Origin of the sequence: Oceanobacter sp. 5_MG-2023 (genome assembly GCF_030548165.1) — a bacterium.
GTDB lineage: Bacteria > Pseudomonadota > Gammaproteobacteria > Pseudomonadales > Oceanobacteraceae > Oceanobacter.
Map to the genome: position 1 here is coordinate 22,648 of NZ_JAUORS010000029.1, position 16,192 is coordinate 38,839.

Annotated in this window: 15 protein-coding genes and 2 riboswitches; of the genes, 10 read left to right on the top strand and 5 right to left on the bottom strand. The window is 54.1% G+C overall.

Features of this window, described 5'->3' with window-relative positions; all coding sequences use genetic code 11:
• Positions 1-3: 3 nt before the first annotated feature.
• The 3 genes from rutC to rutA are packed head-to-tail and all read right to left on the bottom strand — an operon-like array spanning position 4 to position 2,227.
• Positions 4-387, bottom strand: a complete 384-nt coding sequence (gene rutC / locus Q4551_RS15070) for a pyrimidine utilization protein C (RefSeq protein WP_303434699.1) — start codon at positions 385-387, stop codon at positions 4-6.
• The gene (rutB, locus tag Q4551_RS15075) at positions 384-1,139 is read right to left on the bottom strand and encodes a pyrimidine utilization protein B (RefSeq protein WP_303434700.1); all 756 of its coding nucleotides are present in this window, start codon (positions 1,137-1,139) and stop codon (positions 384-386) included. Before rutB ends, rutC begins: the two co-directional genes overlap by 4 nt.
• The gene (gene rutA, locus Q4551_RS15080) at positions 1,136-2,227 is read right to left on the bottom strand and encodes a pyrimidine utilization protein A (protein WP_303434701.1); all 1,092 of its coding nucleotides are present in this window, start codon (positions 2,225-2,227) and stop codon (positions 1,136-1,138) included. Before rutA ends, rutB begins: the two co-directional genes overlap by 4 nt.
• Positions 2,228-2,508: 281 nt before the next feature.
• Here rutA and rutR point away from each other — a divergent pair, with 281 nt between their 5' ends.
• The 10 genes from rutR (at position 2,509) to Q4551_RS15130 (ending at position 14,585) form a co-directional block, all read left to right on the top strand.
• Positions 2,509-3,204: an HTH-type transcriptional regulator RutR gene (rutR, locus tag Q4551_RS15085; RefSeq protein ID WP_303434702.1), complete on the top strand. Its 696-nt coding sequence runs from the start codon at positions 2,509-2,511 to the stop codon at positions 3,202-3,204.
• Between the two features lie 599 nt (positions 3,205-3,803).
• Positions 3,804-4,811, top strand: a complete 1,008-nt coding sequence (locus tag Q4551_RS15090) for an isopenicillin N synthase family oxygenase (protein ID WP_303434703.1) — start codon at positions 3,804-3,806, stop codon at positions 4,809-4,811.
• Between the two features lies 1 nt (position 4,812).
• A complete protein-coding gene (locus tag Q4551_RS15095) occupies positions 4,813-5,199 on the top strand; it encodes a VOC family protein (protein ID WP_303434704.1) in 387 nt (128 codons plus the stop codon).
• Positions 5,200-5,256: 57 nt separating this feature from the next.
• Positions 5,257-6,351 (top strand): BMP family ABC transporter substrate-binding protein, encoded by a 1,095-nt coding sequence (locus tag Q4551_RS15100; protein WP_303434705.1) that lies wholly within the window; start codon positions 5,257-5,259, stop codon positions 6,349-6,351.
• On the top strand, positions 6,348-7,868 hold the full coding sequence (locus Q4551_RS15105; RefSeq protein WP_303434706.1) for an ABC transporter ATP-binding protein: 1,521 nt from the start codon (positions 6,348-6,350) through the stop codon (positions 7,866-7,868). The genes Q4551_RS15100 and Q4551_RS15105 overlap by 4 nt, the downstream gene beginning before the upstream one ends.
• Positions 7,861-8,955 (top strand): ABC transporter permease, encoded by a 1,095-nt coding sequence (locus tag Q4551_RS15110; RefSeq protein WP_303434707.1) that lies wholly within the window; start codon positions 7,861-7,863, stop codon positions 8,953-8,955. The genes Q4551_RS15105 and Q4551_RS15110 overlap by 8 nt, the downstream gene beginning before the upstream one ends.
• Entirely contained in the window at positions 8,955-9,884 is a 930-nt protein-coding gene (locus Q4551_RS15115) for an ABC transporter permease (protein WP_303434708.1), read from the top strand. The genes Q4551_RS15110 and Q4551_RS15115 overlap by 1 nt, the downstream gene beginning before the upstream one ends.
• A 51-nt stretch (positions 9,885-9,935) precedes the next feature.
• Positions 9,936-10,703 carry an SDR family NAD(P)-dependent oxidoreductase gene (locus Q4551_RS15120; RefSeq protein WP_303434709.1) on the top strand — a complete coding sequence of 256 codons (768 nt, stop codon included), beginning with the start codon at positions 9,936-9,938 and terminating at the stop codon, positions 10,701-10,703.
• A 959-nt stretch (positions 10,704-11,662) separates the two neighbouring features.
• A complete protein-coding gene (locus Q4551_RS15125; protein WP_303434710.1) occupies positions 11,663-12,595 on the top strand; it encodes a helix-turn-helix domain-containing protein in 933 nt (310 codons plus the stop codon).
• A 445-nt stretch (positions 12,596-13,040) separates the two neighbouring features.
• Positions 13,041-14,585, top strand: coding sequence for an esterase-like activity of phytase family protein (locus tag Q4551_RS15130; RefSeq protein WP_303434711.1), 1,545 nt, complete (start codon positions 13,041-13,043; stop codon positions 14,583-14,585).
• An 83-nt stretch (positions 14,586-14,668) separates the two neighbouring features.
• Here Q4551_RS15130 and Q4551_RS15135 read toward each other — a convergent pair whose 3' ends face one another.
• Positions 14,669-14,827: a hypothetical protein gene (locus Q4551_RS15135; protein WP_303434712.1), complete on the bottom strand. Its 159-nt coding sequence runs from the start codon at positions 14,825-14,827 to the stop codon at positions 14,669-14,671.
• A gap of 285 nt (positions 14,828-15,112) precedes the next feature.
• A complete protein-coding gene (locus Q4551_RS15140) occupies positions 15,113-15,727 on the bottom strand; it encodes a trimeric intracellular cation channel family protein (RefSeq protein WP_303434713.1) in 615 nt (204 codons plus the stop codon).
• 22 nt (positions 15,728-15,749) lie between these two features.
• Positions 15,750-15,855, bottom strand: a riboswitch (glycine riboswitch).
• A riboswitch (glycine riboswitch) is annotated at positions 15,856-15,948 on the bottom strand.
• Between the last annotated feature and the right edge of the window lie 244 nt (positions 15,949-16,192).

Below are 16,192 nucleotides of genomic sequence, written 5' to 3' on the forward strand. Positions count from 1 at the left end.
CGGTTAGCCAACATGCGCGATGCTGGCGATTTCGATCAGGGCATCCGGTTTTACCAGACCACACTGGATGCAGTAACGCGCCGGTTTTTCACCCGGAAAGTACGATGCGTAGACTTCGTTAACCGCCGGATAGTCACTCCAGTCACGGATCATGATCATATTGAAGGTGACGTCATCCATGGTGCCCCCCGCTTCTTCCACCACACCCTTGATGGTTTCCAGCACGTGACGGGTTTGCGCAGTGGCATCCCCCACGTGTACGACGTTGTTGTCTTTATCAAACGGCAAGGTGCCGGATACGTACAACACGCCATCGGCCATGGAGCCAGGAACGTACGGTGCTAACGGTTTGCCGGTACCGGCAGGAAGGACTGTTTGCTTGCTCATGCGGTTGCTCCTTGGGTTGGGGTAGAGGCGGCCAGAGTGGTGCAGAAGTCATCGACAGTGCTGACCCAGCCAAAAAAGGTTTCAATGTTGTACAGGGCGGCTTGCTGGACGTAGTCCGGCCCGGCCTGATGGGTGGCATCGGCCAGTACAACGCCAAAGTATTCGAGGAAAAAGCCGTCGCGCAGGGTTGATTCCACACAGACATTGGTGGCGATCCCGGTAAACACCAGATTACGGATGCCGCGGCTGCGCAACATGCTGTCGAGAGCGGTATTAAAGAAGCCGCTGTAACGTGGTTTGGGTATCACCAGATCGCCGGGCAGAGGCTTGAGTTCATCCACCAGATCGTAATCCCAGGTGCCCTTGGCCAGCAACGTGCCCATCAGTTCCGGGTTCTTGCGGATCGCTTTCAGAGCGTTGGACTTGTGCCAGTTAGGCGAGCCAGGGCCGCCGGCTTCGGTGTATTCCGCATCCCAGCCGTTCTGGAAGAACACCACTTGCACACCCGCCGCACGGGCGGCCTTGATGGCTTTGGTGATGGATTCAATCACCGGCCCGGTGGTCGACACATCAAAACCGGCCAGGTCGAGATAACCGCCCTTGGTGGAATAGGCGTTCTGCATATCGACCACAATCAGCGCCGTTTCTTTGACGTTGATTGCCAACGATTCCGGGCTGGCGGGCAGCACCATGCTGACATCACCTTGCTGGTCGGGGGCATAACCCACAACCGGATTATCAATACTGCTCATGACGCATTCTCCAACATATCCACAACGTGTTTGCGGCTTTTCATTAATGGCTGAATCTTCTGGCCAAAATCTTCGATGCCCTGAACAAAATCATCAAACGTCAGCATCACACCACTGGTGGCGGGGATTTCAGCAATTTCATCGAGCATGCCGGCGACGGTTGCAAACGAACCCACCAGCGTGCCCATGTTGATATTGACCGCAGACGTCGGGTCGGCCATCTGGCGAATATTGGTATCGCCTTTGGATTTGGTATCGGCGGCCCCTTGCTGACCAAGCCAGGCAACGGCTTCTTCGTCGACACCGTCTTTATAGGATTCCCAACGGGCGCGGGCTTCGTCGTCGGTATCCGCAGCAATCACCATAAACAGCGCCACGGAGGTCACATCCCGGCCACTGTCGGCGGTGGCTTTTTCCAGTCGCTCAACCGTTGGAGCAAAGGCTTTTGGCGTGTTGACCCCTTTACCAAAACAGAAGTTGTAGTCGGCGTATTTGGCGGTAAAGGCCATTCCCGCTTCACTCTGGCCAGCGCAGATAATTTTCATGTCGGCCTGGGGTTTGGGGCTGACGCGGCAGTCGTCCATCTGGAAGTACTCGCCTTTCATATCGCACGTGCCGGTTGTCCACAGGTCGCGCAATACCGTGGCGTATTCACTGAGGTAGTCGTAACGATTGGCGAAGAACTCATCACCAGGCCACAACCCCATTTGCGAGTACTCCGGCTTCTGCCAGCCAGTAACCAGGTTAACGCCAAAGCGGCCGTGGGAAATGGAATCAATCGTTGAGGCCATACGTGCCACAATGGCTGGCGGAATGGTCAGGGTTGCGGCGGTAGCAAACAGCTGGATCTTGTCGGTCACGGCAGCCAGACCGGCCATCAGCGTGAACGATTCCATGTTGTGTTCCCAGAATTCGGTCTCGCCACCGAAGCCGCGCAACTTGATCATCGACAGAGCAAATTCAAAGCCATAATGCTCGGCGCGCTGGACGATGGTCTTGTTCAGGTCAAACGTTGGCATGTACTGCGGAGCGTTCTTGGAGATCAGCCAACCGTTGTTGCCGATAGGTATGAAGATGCCTACATTCATTGCTCTGCCCTCAGGGTTTGGTAATAGATTTGCCTTGGCGCCTGTTATGTTGCTTTGCGGCTTGGCTGTAATAAGACCAAAGCATCAAGTGTGCCATTTTGATATTGTTGATATATATCAATTACTTAGTTATTTTTTGTGTTTTAGTTCAGACCAAATAGTCTGATTTAGAGCACTTGGTTTGTGCGCTCCGGTCCGAATTGGGGCACAAATCAAGCGCTTGAGCTGCAGGCAGCACAATGGGGTAGAATGCGGCAACCAAGGAACAAACGGTAAGCAGAGTGAACAAGCAGATACAGCGGACGGCAACGCCCGCAAAGAAGCCGAAAGCCCGTAGCCGGGTCCCGAGTGAAGCAACCTTGAGCAGGCGCAAACGCCTGATGGAAACCAAACGAGCCGCTATTATGGACGCTGCTCTGGATGTGTTTTCACGCTATGGCCTGCACGGTACCAGCCTCGATAAAGTGGCCAGCCAGGCCGATGTATCCAAAACCAACCTACTGTATTACTTCGCCTCCAAAGAAGATCTGTACCTGAATGTATTGCGTCAGTTGATGGATATCTGGTTGCGGCCCTTGCAGGAGTTCCACATCGAACAGGACCCGGTGGAAGCCATTGGCGCCTATCTTCAGGTCAAGCTGGAGCTGTCACGGGATCATCCGGCAGAGTCCCGCCTGTTTTGTCTGGAAATGATTCAAGGTGCCCCTCTATTGCTGAATGAGCTGAGCTCTTCCCTGCGGGACACCGTCGAATCCCGGGTCGCGGTGATTAATGCCTGGATAGAAGCGGGCAAACTGGCCCCGATAGAACCGCATCATCTGATTTTTTCCCTGTGGGCAACCACACAGCATTACGCCGACTTCCGCGTACAGGTAGAAGCCGTGGCGGGTCACACCCTGGATGATCCCGACTTTTTTGCGGAAACCCTCGCCAATCTCAAAATGCTGGTGCTGCAAGGGATCTGTCCACGCCCCTGAGACCAGCCAAGATCCCGCTGTCTCCTTTTATCCTTGCCCTGTCCAATCACGGTGCAGAGTCTGACCCAAAACCCATATGGGTCAGACAGCATGCCGTCACTGCGCTTCTGCCTTGGCTGTTTTTCCTTATTGCCTAATGGATAACTTTTTATAAATCAATGATATGGATCAAAGTGGCAACTGTGTCTTGCTGGTTATTTTCATGGCCGTTTGTGCTGCCAATTCCAAGGCATCCATGCCCATAATACCGGTGTCACAATGCCTTTCTATTATTCCCATTGGCTGTTTTTTACCCATTAACCTTTATTTTTAAAGGGTTATTTATCCCGATCTTCTGAACTCCTGCCAAAGTCACGATTATCTCGCCCTGTTTTCGGGCCTCCCGCACAAACCGAGTGCTCTAATTCAGACCATTTGATAAAAACTAAGTATCAAAAAAGACATAAATCATTGTTATCTAACATAAATTTCTTGTTGGCATAGTTGCTGCTTTTGTTTCTTTGTTCGGAAACGGTGGGCGATTGGTATCGCCTGCGGATTCTTCAGATCAGGTAACTGATCAAATCAGTACCTGAATTTCAGTCGGAGGATGCAATCGTATGACGCTTCAATATGTTCCTATCATCGATCTTGGCCCTTATTTTGATGGCACGGCCGAAGGCAAGGCCAGCGTGGCCAAGGCCGTGAATCAGGCTTGCCGGGATATTGGTTTCCTGGTCATTACCCAACACCAGATCCCTGCAGAGCTGATCGAGCGGGTCAGCAAACTGACCAGCCGCTTCTTCGACCTGCCCATGGAAGAAAAACGCAAAGCCAACCGTCCCCGTCCCGACATGGTGCGCGGCTACAGCGCGGTAGCAGAAGAGAGCCTGTCGTACTCCATGGAAGAAGCCGCTCCGGGCGACCTGAAAGAATCCTTCTCCATCGGGCCATTGAATGTGCCGGATGAACCTTATTACTCCGAAGCCATGGCCGGGCCGCATTTTGCCCCCAATGTCTGGCCGACAACGCTGCCTGGATTTGAGGAAGCGTACGCGGAATATTTTGCTGCCATGGGCGACCTGGCCCGCAGCGTGATGCGTATTTTTGCCCTGTCACTGGAAATGCCAGAGACCTTTTTCGACGACAAGATCGACAAGCACATCAGTATGTTCCGCAGCCTGCGTTATCCGCACTTGAAAGAAGGCATCGAAGAAGGTCAGTTACGGGCCGGTGCTCACTCCGATTATGGCAGCCTCACCATCGTCAAACCCGACAGCGCCCAGGGTGGTCTGCAAGTTTGCAACCGCGAAGGCGAATGGGTCGATGTGCCTTATGTGGAAGACGGTTTTGTCGTCAATATTGGCGACCTGATGATGCAGTGGACCAACGACCAATGGATCTCAACCCTGCACCGGGTGGTGAATCCTCCGGAAGACGTCGACGGCGACCAGCAACGCCAGTCACTGGTGTTCTTCCACCAGCCGAACTACGACGTCATGGTGGAGTGCTTGCCCAGCTGTGTGCCAGAAGGCGAAGAACCTCGCTACGCCCCGGTTAGCTCCGGCGACCATCTGCAATCCAAATTCGTCCGCCAAACCACCTTTGGCGGCAACAAGGTAGCCTGATATGAGCACACTTTCTTACGTCAACGTATTCGCCAAAGACATCGTCGCCCTGAGTGGCTTTTATCAGCGCGTCTTCGACTTCCCGGAAGTGGAAGCCATCCGCTCGCCGATATTTCGCGGCATCGATGCCGGCAGCTGCTGCATCGGCTTCAATGCGCTGGATGCCTACGAATTGCTGCACCTGAGCGAGTACGCAGACACCTCCGGCTGCAAGTTTTTACTGAACATCGACGTCGACAGTCCCGAAGAGGTCGACCGTATGGTACCGATCGCCTGTGCTGCAGGCGCGACCATGATCAAGGCTCCCTATACCACGTACTACAACTGGTATCAGGCCGTTTTGCTTGACCCGGAAGGCAATGTCTTCCGTATCAACCACATGCTTTAAGCAGGGCTCTACCTACCGCACGACCTCCAACGACTCACCGCAAGAAGGATTGTGACAATGAAGAAACTGCTCACGGGCACATTATGTGCCCTGGCCGCATGCGCCATGACGACCTCCGTGTCAGCGGAAGATGCTGGTTTTACCCTGAAAGGCCCGGCGAAAATCGCCATGCTGTATATCAGCCCGCGTAACGATGGCGGCTGGACTCAGGCCTTCGACGAAGCACGCCAGCGTCTGGAAGACGATATCGACCAGAAAATCCAGTACGTGGAAAGCGTCCCGGAAACAGCCTCCGCGATCAAACCCACCGTTGAGCGTCTGATCCAGCGTGGCTCCAACATCATTATCGGTACCGCCTTTGGTTACTCCGATACCTTCAAGGAACTGGCCGACAAGTACCCGGATGTCGCATTCCTGAACGGTTCCGGTACCACCAATTCAGACAACCTTGAATCCTTCTACGGCCGTACCTACGAAAGCCAGTACCTGTGTGGCATGGCAGCCGGTGCCGCTTCACCGACCGGCAAGCTCGGATTTGTTGCCGCCAACCCGTTTGGCCAGGTTAACTGGACCGTTAACGCCTTCGCCATGGGTGCCCAGCAAATCAACCCGGACGCCACCGTCACCGTTATCTACACCGGAGCCTGGAACGACCCGGTCAAGGAACGCGCAGCGGCAACAGCGCTGATTGACCAGGGTGCTGATGTAATTGGCCAGCACGTGGACAGCCCGACCCCACAGATCGTCGCACAAGAACGTGGCGTCTATGGCACCGGTCACCACCGTGATATGAGCGAGTTTGCCCCGAAAGCGACCGTGTGTTCTTCGGTTTGGGTCTGGGATCGTTTCCTTGCCCCTGAACTGAAAAAAATCATGGCCGGTGGCTGGCAGCCAGCCGAACATGGCGCGCTGCTGTCAATGGAAGAAGGCGGTACCGACGTCTCCTGCTGTGGCAGCGACATTATCAGCAAAGAAGATGAAGCCAAAATCATGGCCGCTCGTGACGAACTGCTGAAAGGTGACAAGCTGATCTACGCCGGGCCAATCTCGGATCGTGATGGCAACATCAAGGCAGCCAAAGGCGAAAGTCTGTCTGATGGGGAACTGTGGTCCATGGACTGGTTCGTCAAGGGCGTGGTTACCCAGCAATGAGCAACAAGAACGCGATCCAACTCGATGCCGTCAGCAAATCCTTTGACGGCTTCAAGGCTCTTTCCGAGGCTTCCTTTACAGCTCGATGGGGCGAGGTCCATGCCTTGCTGGGCGAGAATGGCGCTGGCAAGTCATCACTGATGAACATTGCTGCCGGACTGTACGCACCAGAAACCGGATCGCTGTTCATTGATGACAACCTGGTGCGCCTCAAGGGGCCACTGGATGCATCCACCCAGGGTATCGGCATGGTGCATCAGCATTTCAAGCTGGTTAAACCCTTCAGCGTGGCGGAAAACATTCTGTTGGGCCTGCGTAATGACCAGGCCCTCAGTTTCCGCCAACGACTGCAGCAAACCGCCGAGGAGATCAAGACCACGGCGGCCAGGCTGGGGTTTACCATTGACCCGTTTGCACGGGTCGATCAGCTGTCGGTCGCCGAACAGCAGCGCGTTGAGATTCTCAAAGTGCTGCTGGCCGGTGCCCGCATCCTGATTCTGGATGAACCAACCGCCGTACTCACCGATGCGGAAGCAGAAAACCTGCTGACCACGGTACAGAATTTTGCTCACCAGGAAGGCGCTGCGGTCATTCTGGTGACGCACAAGATGAACGACGTTATGCGCTACGCCGACGAAGTGACGGTCATGCGTACCGGTCGCACCGTCGCCAGCCTCAAGCCGCAATCGGTAACGGTTGGCGAGCTGGTCAAGCTGACCGTTGGCGACGCCCCGACCCCACCCCAGGTTCCCGCCAGCCGGGCAGCCGGTGAGGTCAAGCTGGAAGTCAGCGAGCTGTGCTCAACCAATCCCAATGCGCCGATACTGCGCGGCGTTAACCTGAGCCTGCACGCCGGAGAAATCTACGGCATTGCCGGGGTGGGCGGTAACGGTCAAAGCGAACTGGCCGGAGCCTTGATGGGCCTGCCAGAACCGGTCAGCGGCTCGATGCAGCTGGTTGGTGAAGGCGATTTGCGCGACCTCAGCGCCAGCCGACGGCGCGAACTGGGTATTGCCTGTATTCCCGCTGACCGTTATTCCGCCGCTCTGGCTGCACCGCTGTCGATCAGTGACAACTTCGCCATGGGCGAGATTCACAGCGGCCGGTACGGGCCGTTCTGGTTCCTGCGCCGCCGCCGGATCGAAGCCGATACCGCCGCCGCCGTCAGCGAATTTGATGTCCAGGGGGTGCGCTCACTGCAACAGAAAGCCGCGCTGCTGTCGGGTGGCAACGCCCAGAAGCTGGTGATCGCTCGCGAGTTCAGCCGCCAGCCACAACTGGTGATTGTTCACAGCCCCAGCCGGGGGCTGGATGTGCGCGCCACTCTGGCCGTACACCAGCGCTTGCGCAGCGCCAGGGATGCCGGAGCAGCCGTATTGCTGATCAGCGAAGACCTGGATGAAGTAATGGCGCTGGCAGATCGCATTGGCGTGATGTCAGCAGGACGTATTATCGGCGAGTTTGCCCAACCGGCAGACCGTCAGGCAATTGGGCAAGCCATGGTGAACCATGTTTGATGCAACGAATTTTCAACCCTTGCTGGCACGGCGTTATACGCTGGAAGTACGTCAGCAGATGGCCTGGTACTGGCAGGCGCTAGTGATTGCCCTGGCCTTGCTGGTCGGCCTGCTGATTTCAGCAGCGATTCTGGTGGTGGCCGGAGTGCCTGCGGGCGAACTGCTCAATGAGTTTGTTATTCTGACGCTGTTTGATGCACAAAGCCTGCGGGCCGTGCTGTTTCAGGCCGCGCCGCTGATTATGGTCGGCCTGGCTGGCTGCGTTGCGTTCCGAGCGCGGTTCTGGAACCTCGGTCTGGAAGGGCAGATGATCTGGGGAGCTATCGGCGCGACTGCGATTTCGCTGTTCGAGATCGGGCCACCGTCGATGCGCTTGCCCTTGATGCTGCTCAGTGCCGTGGTCTGTGGCCTGATCTGGGCGCTGGCGCCGGTATTACTGAAGCTGCACCTCAAGGTGAACGAAATCATTTCGACCCTGATGCTCAACTACATCGCGCTGAATTTCTTGCTGCATCTGGTATACGGCGACTGGAAAGACCCCCGTGACAATTTCCCCTACTCCCCTCAGTACCGGGTATTCGAACGCCTGCCCGATGTCTTTGACGGACTCAGCCTGGCGATTGTGCTGGCCACCCTGGTTGCCTTTCTGGTGCTCTGGTTTACCAACGTCTCCCGGGCTGGGCTGTACCTGCGTTTTGTCGATAACAGTCCTGGTGTGGCCCGTGCCGTGGGGGTGCCGGTTAATCGGGTAATCCTTGGTACCGTACTGTTATCCGGGGCGCTGGCCGGGCTGGCCGGTTTTATGATTACTGCCGGACAGGAAGGCCGCCTGACCCATTCGTTCTACGTCGGCTATGGCTTCTCGGGAATCCTGATTGCCTTTCTGGCCCGTAACCAACCGATCGCCGCCACCGTAGTGGCGCTGTTGGTCGCGACACTGTTTGTCGCAGGTCGCAGTTTGCAGGTGTTCTACCAGATTCCTTTCTCCATGGTGCAGCTGATCCAGGCCATTCTGGTGATTTGTGTTGCCTCTTCCGAGTTCTTTATTCGTCACCGTATTCGCCGTATTCAAGGAGGGCAGAGCTGATGAGCCTGATCGCAAGCTGGATCGGTAATATCCCCGACTTTGCCGTGCCTTTTGCATTGGCAGCCTTGGGGCTGATCATTATTGAACGCTCCGGGGTTCTGGCCCTGGGTGCTGAAGGTTTGATGCTGGTCGGTGCCATGTCCGGCATCGGTGCTTCCCTGATGACTGACGGCTCCACCGTTGCCGCCTTGATCATGGCGATGATCTCCGCCGCCGTGGTATCGCAGCTATTCGCTCTGATGGTGCTGATCATGCGTATTAACCAGGTGATTGCCGGGCTGGCGCTGGTGTTCTTCTGCCAGGGTCTGACCGGGCTGTGTGGCACCTTGATGAACTGGACCAGCCGACCTGTGTCCGGCCTCTCAGATCTGTCGTTATGGCCGCTGTCGGAACTGCCTGTTATCGGCAAACTGTTTATTCAGGACCCGGTGGTCTATCTGACGCCTATTATCTTCCTGTTGGTGGTGCTGGTACTGAACCGCACCGTACTCGGTTTACGCTTGCGTGCCGTGGGTGAAAACCCCCAGGCCGCCGACGCCGCCGGGATTCCGGTATTGGCTTACCGCTGTGCTGCAATTGCCGCCGGGTCAGCCCTGATTGGTCTGGCCGGTGCCTATATTTCGGTATTAAGCACCAAGATGTGGCTGGCGGATATGGTCGGTGGACGCGGCTGGATTGCCGTCGCACTGGTGATTTTTGCCCGTTGGTCTCCCTGGAAAGCCCTCGCCGGTGCGGTGCTGTTTGGCTGTATCGAAGCGCTGATTCCACAGATGGCCGCCTCCGGCATTCGCCTGCCACAATATTTTGTCTTTATGACGCCCTATGCTGTCACCCTTGGCGTAATGATCTGGGTGGCCGTTGCCAGCCGTGATAACAGCAGCCAGCCCGGTGCGCTGGGCGAACCCTTTATTCGTGAAGAGCGCCGCTGAAGCGGCGTGCTCACCCTATTACAGACACACTACAGACAACAGGATATTTGCATGAAAGGTGTAGCTTTGATTACTGGAGCCACTTCCGGTTTCGGTGCCGCCAGTGCCCGCCATTTGGCCGCACAAGGTTGGCCACTGATTATTTGTGGTCGTCGTCAGGAACGCCTCGACGCCCTCGCCGACGAACTGTCTTCGACTACGCCCGTATTGGCTTTGAAAATGGACGTACGGGATGCCGACGCCGTCAAGCACGCTATTGATGAATTACCCGACGCTTTTGCCGGTATTCAATTACTGGTCAACAACGCCGGTCTGGCCTTGGCCCCCGGCCCGGCGCAGCAATCCGACCTGGCCGACTGGCACACCATGATCGACACCAATATCACCGGCCTGGTCAACGTCACCCACGCGGTACTGCCACGACTGATCGAATGGGGTGTTGGAGCCAGTGTTATCAATATCGGCTCCACCGCAGCGGGCAATCCTTACCCGGGCAGCCACGTTTACGGTGCCAGCAAGGCCTTTGTGCAACAGTTTTCTTTTAACCTGCGCTGCGACCTGCAAGGCACAGGAGTACGCGTTACCGACCTGTCACCGGGTATCGCCGAAACCGAATTCAGCCTGGTACGTAACGCCGGAGATGCCGATGCCGCCGATGCCGTATATCAGGACACCGTGCCATTAACCGCCAATGATGTTGCCGAACAGGTCGCCTATATCGCCGCCCTGCCGGTACATATGAACATCAACCGCATGGAAATCGTCCCCGTCCGCCAGGCCTGGGGCCCTTACGCCATTCACCGCGACCCCGCCGAATAGATATTTGCGAACAGGAACTTGCGGCCCCGGTGATCATCCCTGCGGTGATCGCCATACGGGGCGCAAACCGATAGATTCCGCAAATCACCTGCCTCCCTGAAGGGCACTGCACTAACCGCATTGCCCTTTTTTGGTGTGTCATCCGCGGCCAATAACACATGCAATATCGCTCAGAAAGCGATCCTGCCGTTATTATGGGCACGGTGGCAAAAAATAAAGCATTGGCCTGTTTCATGCTTGTAATATTGGCAAGGGTAATGCGATAACCCGTCGCCAGAACACCCGAACAAGCCCAGCAAGGCAATCAATCGCCCGAGCGCTGGCAACAAACAGGTTTTAGAGCTGGTTGAAATGGATTTCGGCCCCCTATTCAACACAACTGCGTCACGATGTCAGGCGATTGGCATGAACATCACGCGGTTGTGGCAAGCCACTGGAACTGCATTGGTTCCAGCTTCAGGTCATCGCGCCATATGCCCCGCGAACCGCGATCGATCATCTGCCTTTCTCTCGCCACGAATATTCCCGCCCAGGCCACTTTGGCCATGGGCTGCACTCACTACCGACGCACAATATATATAAACAATAAAAATCAGGGTATTCGATATAAAACAGGATTGGGCAGCGCCATAACCGGGCCTGATATATCTGAGACTAAAGACTGGCAAAACCTGTCGAATATAAGGAAAAAAAACACCCACCACATCAGCCAAAAGAATGGTTACGCAATATTCTCCGGCTGCTTCACAGCCTTTCCATAAAGTCCAAAATCCGTCCGATTTTACGGGCAAGATGACTTATCCATTACTCTGAAAACACCCATTCATCACCCGACCCCAATGCTTATGGACTGTCATGATTCCGCTCTCACCCCGGCACTCATTACATCAACAGAGCCCTTCGCTGCGACTCGCCACGGCTTGAACACAGCCGCTGATATACACTTCCAGAATCTTGCAGTGCAAGATGCGTCGGAGCAGGCGCTGGTACAAGACTGGCTACCGATTTCAATTGATCAGGTCAGCAGCGGTCGCTATGCCGGGCGCTATCAGGAACTCAATCTGCCGGGCATCAAGATGGTGATCGAGCGCCAGAACTGCACCGTGCACAAACGTTTCACCATGGATAAGAAATATTGCACTCTTTCCTATGTCCGCGGCACCCTCGATACCGCCCGGGTCTCTGAATATCAGGCCAACCATAAGGCGCTGTTTCTGATCCCTGCCGGAACCGAGGCGGATGTGCATGTCGGTGGTGAAGCCGAAACGGTGTATTTTCGCTTCGATCAGGAGCATTTTCAGCAACAGATGATGATTATTGACCCTGAGCGCCGGGAAGGCCCCGACACCCCTGAGCTGATGTGCCTTGAAACCCCGGGACAGGCTCAGCTGGATCAGCATATCAACCAGTTGCTGCACCACATAAGCCTCGGCCAGCCGTGCCTGACCCCTGCGGGTATAGACCGCTACCTCACCGACAACCTGATGATGATGTTGCAGTCGTCACGGCCGCAGCCGGATATCATGCACTCCAGCATCAGTAGCCGCCGTCGGGCTGTCCGGCTGGTGCATCATGTTTGTGCTTATCTGGAAGCGGTACCCAATGCCGACGCCAGCCCAGGTATTGTCGATCTGTGTCGCGAAACCAGTGTCAGTGAACGTACCCTGCAATACAGCTTCAAGACTCAGCTGGGAATGTCTCCCAATACCTACCTGCGCCTGTTTCGTCTTAACCGGGTACGCGCACTCTTGCTTCACCCTCCGTATCACACCATCACCGTCACGGAAGCAGCCATGCGCTGGCATTTTTTGCACCTTGGCCGCTTTGCCCGTGACTACACCGCCCTGTTTGGTGAATCACCTTCCAGCACCCTGCGCCGGGCCATTGCCTGACTCCGCTCTGGCTGTAACCACTCCGGCCACCGATGGCAGCAGACCCAATCCAGACCTGAATCCAGACCGGAACCCAAACCAGAGAGTCTGATGCCTGCTGTCAAACGCAGACATGCCAGCAGATATCTCGCAGATAACGCCGAAAATATTCACAACCGGACAGAACCCTGACCAGCACAAATAAAAGACAAAACGGCTACCATATTCCTTAATACCGCTTCAAATATCTCAGACCAATAAAGCCAATATGACAAACCTGACCATTTATTTGCATTTATGGCGATTTATAAAAAACAAACGGCACAGAAAAATTCAATTTCAGCAATATGTTAAACCTTGATGTCAAATCAATATATTTATAATTATATTTGTAATAAATATGTCGTTTATTTGTAAGAACCCGTCACTACCATGCGTCGATTTCTCACACCCTAGGAATCAGAACATGTTCAAGAAAAGGATAATTTCATTAACTGTATTCGGTTTGCTGACTGCATGTGCCGGAGATGACGGCGACAATGGAAACGAAGGTTTCAACAGCCTGGTAAACCATGAGCTGGTTGCATTTGGCGATAATGAATGTGTATTTGGCGGTGTAAAAATCGAATCCGGTTTGGATGCCGATGCCGATGGCACCCTGTCAGAGAGCGAAGTGGCTCAGACAACGTATGATTGCGACGCAAATACCGTTGGTGTCAATGGCTCGACATTACCCTACACCGTATTACGTAGCGACATTGAAGACGGTGCAAAACCGGGCGCTCTGTTCGAGATTCGTAATGGCGGCTACGGCTCCGACATGGTTAAGCACCCAACCAATGCCAGCCAGTTTTATGCCCTGACCGACCGTGGACCAAACGCTGTTTACACTGGCGACCAGGGTACCGGTAAAATATTCCCGGTAGAAGATTACACTCCACGCATCGGCTTATTTGAAATTCAGGACAATGGCGATGTAAAACTGATCCAGGAAACTCTATTAAAACGTCCAGACGGCACCTTAATCACCGGCTTGCCCAATAACTCCGCGTTAGGCGGTACCGGTGAAACACCTTACGCCGTATTGGACGATGGCACTGTCGAAGTGCTTCGTGAAGATATGAGCCAGCCTTACGATGAAACGACCAATCCTATCCTGCTGGATGATTATGGACTGGATGGCGAAGGCATGGTCGCGCTTTCTGATGGTACCTTCTGGGTAAGCGACGAATATGGCCCACACATGGTTCACTTCGACGCTGACGGTAATGAAATCGATCGTATTAATGCCTTTGCCGATGATGACCGTGTATCGATCAACCTGCCTGCAGAATTTTCCAATCGCCGAGCCAATCGCGGCATGGAAGGTTTAGCCGTAACACCAGATGAAAAAACACTGGTCGGCATCATGCAATCCACCATGTATAACCCAAGCAGCACAGTAAAAGACCTGGATATCGTGCGTATTGTTACAGTCAATACAGAAACAGGCAGCGTGGCGCAGTACCTGTACCGCCAGGAGAAAACACAAAACTCCCAGTCGGGTATTGTTGCTCTCAGCGCCACTGAATTTGTTGTGATCGAACGTGATGGTGCTTTCTTCGCCTCCGATGCCAGCGCCATGAAATACCTGTATAAAATTGATATCAGTAACGCTACCGACCTGGAAAGCATTACCGATTCAGGATCATGGGTTCAGGATGCCGAGCTTGGGTTAACCAAAGACGGACAAACTCTGGAAGAAGTTGTACTGAATGAAGGCTGGACAGGTTTAAATACCATTACACCGGTTACCAAAACCTTCCTGGTTGATTTGGTGGCAGAAGTTCAATACCCACACGACAAGCTTGAAGGCATGTGGCTGATTAACGATTCAACCATTGCTGTTATCAATGATGATGACTTTGCAACCTGGTCAACCAGCGGCGTGCTGGAACAAAAATATCTGGACGCAGGGCAAACCGAGATTGATGCCAACACCGTCTATATTATTGAAGACTTGGATCTTTAATATAATCGGTTGAGTGTTTTTGACGACCTGTATCTGCCTTGCGGATACAGGTTGTTATTTACACAACAAAACGTTCCAAACATTCAGGTTTTACAGCTATCAATGGCAAAGAGTTCATGGCCTGAAAGCCCCTGCTGATGACAGATCAACAGCACCTGTTCAAACAGACCTTCAATGGCTTGGAGCTGGCTGGCTGCTTCCTGTTTGAACTCAGGAGAAAAAGAACGTCGCTTGCTGGTCATCAGACACCTCGTTTATGGTGGCGATATTACCACCTACGTTGGTGTCCGGAATCATTGAACCACTACACCTCAATGGCCACTATTGCTTAACGGCCACCCTGTCTGCAGTCGCTAAACGGCTTCGCCAGAGACAATCTGGAAAGAGACAACTTGGACACCCACCCTTCTGAATAGCCGCAGAAAGCCAACAAGCAAAATTCTGCTGGCTCACTGTTTATCCAAAAGCCCTGGGTTCACTGACTCCAAGAGTGGGGGTCACGTGACTCGGCCTGATTCGACGGCCTGCTACCAGCGTTCTGGCGCATAGCGGAACACCGGCAACGACCAATGCCAATAGATAGCCGCCAGACGCATAACCAGGCCACTGCTGAATGACACAAGCAGAGTCATATCCTCATTCACATCATAATGTTGCAACACCAGATACAGGACAGCGACCAACAGAGACACACTGGCATACAGCTCATGCTGCAGCACTTGCGGTGTCTGATCACAGAAGGTATCTCGTAAAATGCCGCCAAATACACCAGTAATAATGCCAGCCATAATGACCACCGGCAGACCGTAATCCAATTGCTGGGCAACGTTACAACCGATGATCGTAAAGGCGATCAGGCCCATGGCATCCAGCACAAGGAACAGCTTCTGCAAGCGATGCATAAAGCGCGCAAGCACCATGGTAGAAAGACCAGCAGTAATGGTCAGATAGATATAAGAAGGGTGTTGGGTCCAGTTGACTGGAAAATTGCCAAGAAGAATATCGCGTACGGTGCCGCCCCCCAGAGCAGTAATAAACGCAATAAAAGCCACCCCGAACATGTCCATATTACGACGCCCGGCAACCAACGCGCCAGACATTGCTTCAGCTGTAATAGCAACAAGATAGATAATAGTGAGCACACAGAACTCCTGTGTTATCCGTGCCCCTCCCCCTGTCCTTTGTTCCTGAGAGTTTGACCAGACGGACCTGACCGCTGGCTTGCTCCTTCGGTGGGCTACAAAAGTAACCTCTCTCCAGATGGCAATCTGCTTGGCCCGCAGTACTTTGGCCTGAGCGTTTATGGGAGTTTGCGCCTTCGGCGGCCAGCATTTAACGGCTGACTCTCTCCTGCGGAGTGCGCATTGTAGACAATTACCACAGGGAATGAAACCGACCAAATAATGTCGCCATTAGACAAGAAAAAATATTTAGTGCCAGGAATAATTCAAGAAAGGAAGGCTATTCTCGCCCTATGTGCCGCGTCCGGGATTAGTAGACCACTACAGGATGCATGAGTGGGTGGCCTACAGGGGACATCTATTTAATCCTGCACGGCTCTGCGCGAGTGTTGCCGTTGTTCAGAGCAAGGCGACGAATGCAGCGAA

What these genes read in the sequence shown, in the direction of transcription:
- rutC (WP_303434699.1), bottom strand. Translation starts at nt 387, where the DNA reads ATGAGCAAGCAAACAGTCCTTCCTGCCGGTACCGGCAAACCGTTAGCA.
- rutB (WP_303434700.1), bottom strand. Translation starts at nt 1,139, where the DNA reads ATGAGCAGTATTGATAATCCGGTTGTGGGTTATGCCCCCGACCAGCAA.
- rutA (WP_303434701.1), bottom strand. Translation starts at nt 2,227, where the DNA reads ATGAATGTAGGCATCTTCATACCTATCGGCAACAACGGTTGGCTGATC.
- Q4551_RS15090 (WP_303434703.1), top strand. Translation starts at nt 3,804, where the DNA reads ATGACGCTTCAATATGTTCCTATCATCGATCTTGGCCCTTATTTTGAT.
- Q4551_RS15095 (WP_303434704.1), top strand. Translation starts at nt 4,813, where the DNA reads ATGAGCACACTTTCTTACGTCAACGTATTCGCCAAAGACATCGTCGCC.
- Q4551_RS15100 (WP_303434705.1), top strand. Translation starts at nt 5,257, where the DNA reads ATGAAGAAACTGCTCACGGGCACATTATGTGCCCTGGCCGCATGCGCC.
- Q4551_RS15105 (WP_303434706.1), top strand. Translation starts at nt 6,348, where the DNA reads ATGAGCAACAAGAACGCGATCCAACTCGATGCCGTCAGCAAATCCTTT.
- Q4551_RS15110 (WP_303434707.1), top strand. Translation starts at nt 7,861, where the DNA reads ATGTTTGATGCAACGAATTTTCAACCCTTGCTGGCACGGCGTTATACG.
- Q4551_RS15115 (WP_303434708.1), top strand. Translation starts at nt 8,955, where the DNA reads ATGAGCCTGATCGCAAGCTGGATCGGTAATATCCCCGACTTTGCCGTG.
- Q4551_RS15120 (WP_303434709.1), top strand. Translation starts at nt 9,936, where the DNA reads ATGAAAGGTGTAGCTTTGATTACTGGAGCCACTTCCGGTTTCGGTGCC.
- Q4551_RS15130 (WP_303434711.1), top strand. Translation starts at nt 13,041, where the DNA reads ATGTTCAAGAAAAGGATAATTTCATTAACTGTATTCGGTTTGCTGACT.
- Q4551_RS15135 (WP_303434712.1), bottom strand. Translation starts at nt 14,827, where the DNA reads ATGACCAGCAAGCGACGTTCTTTTTCTCCTGAGTTCAAACAGGAAGCA.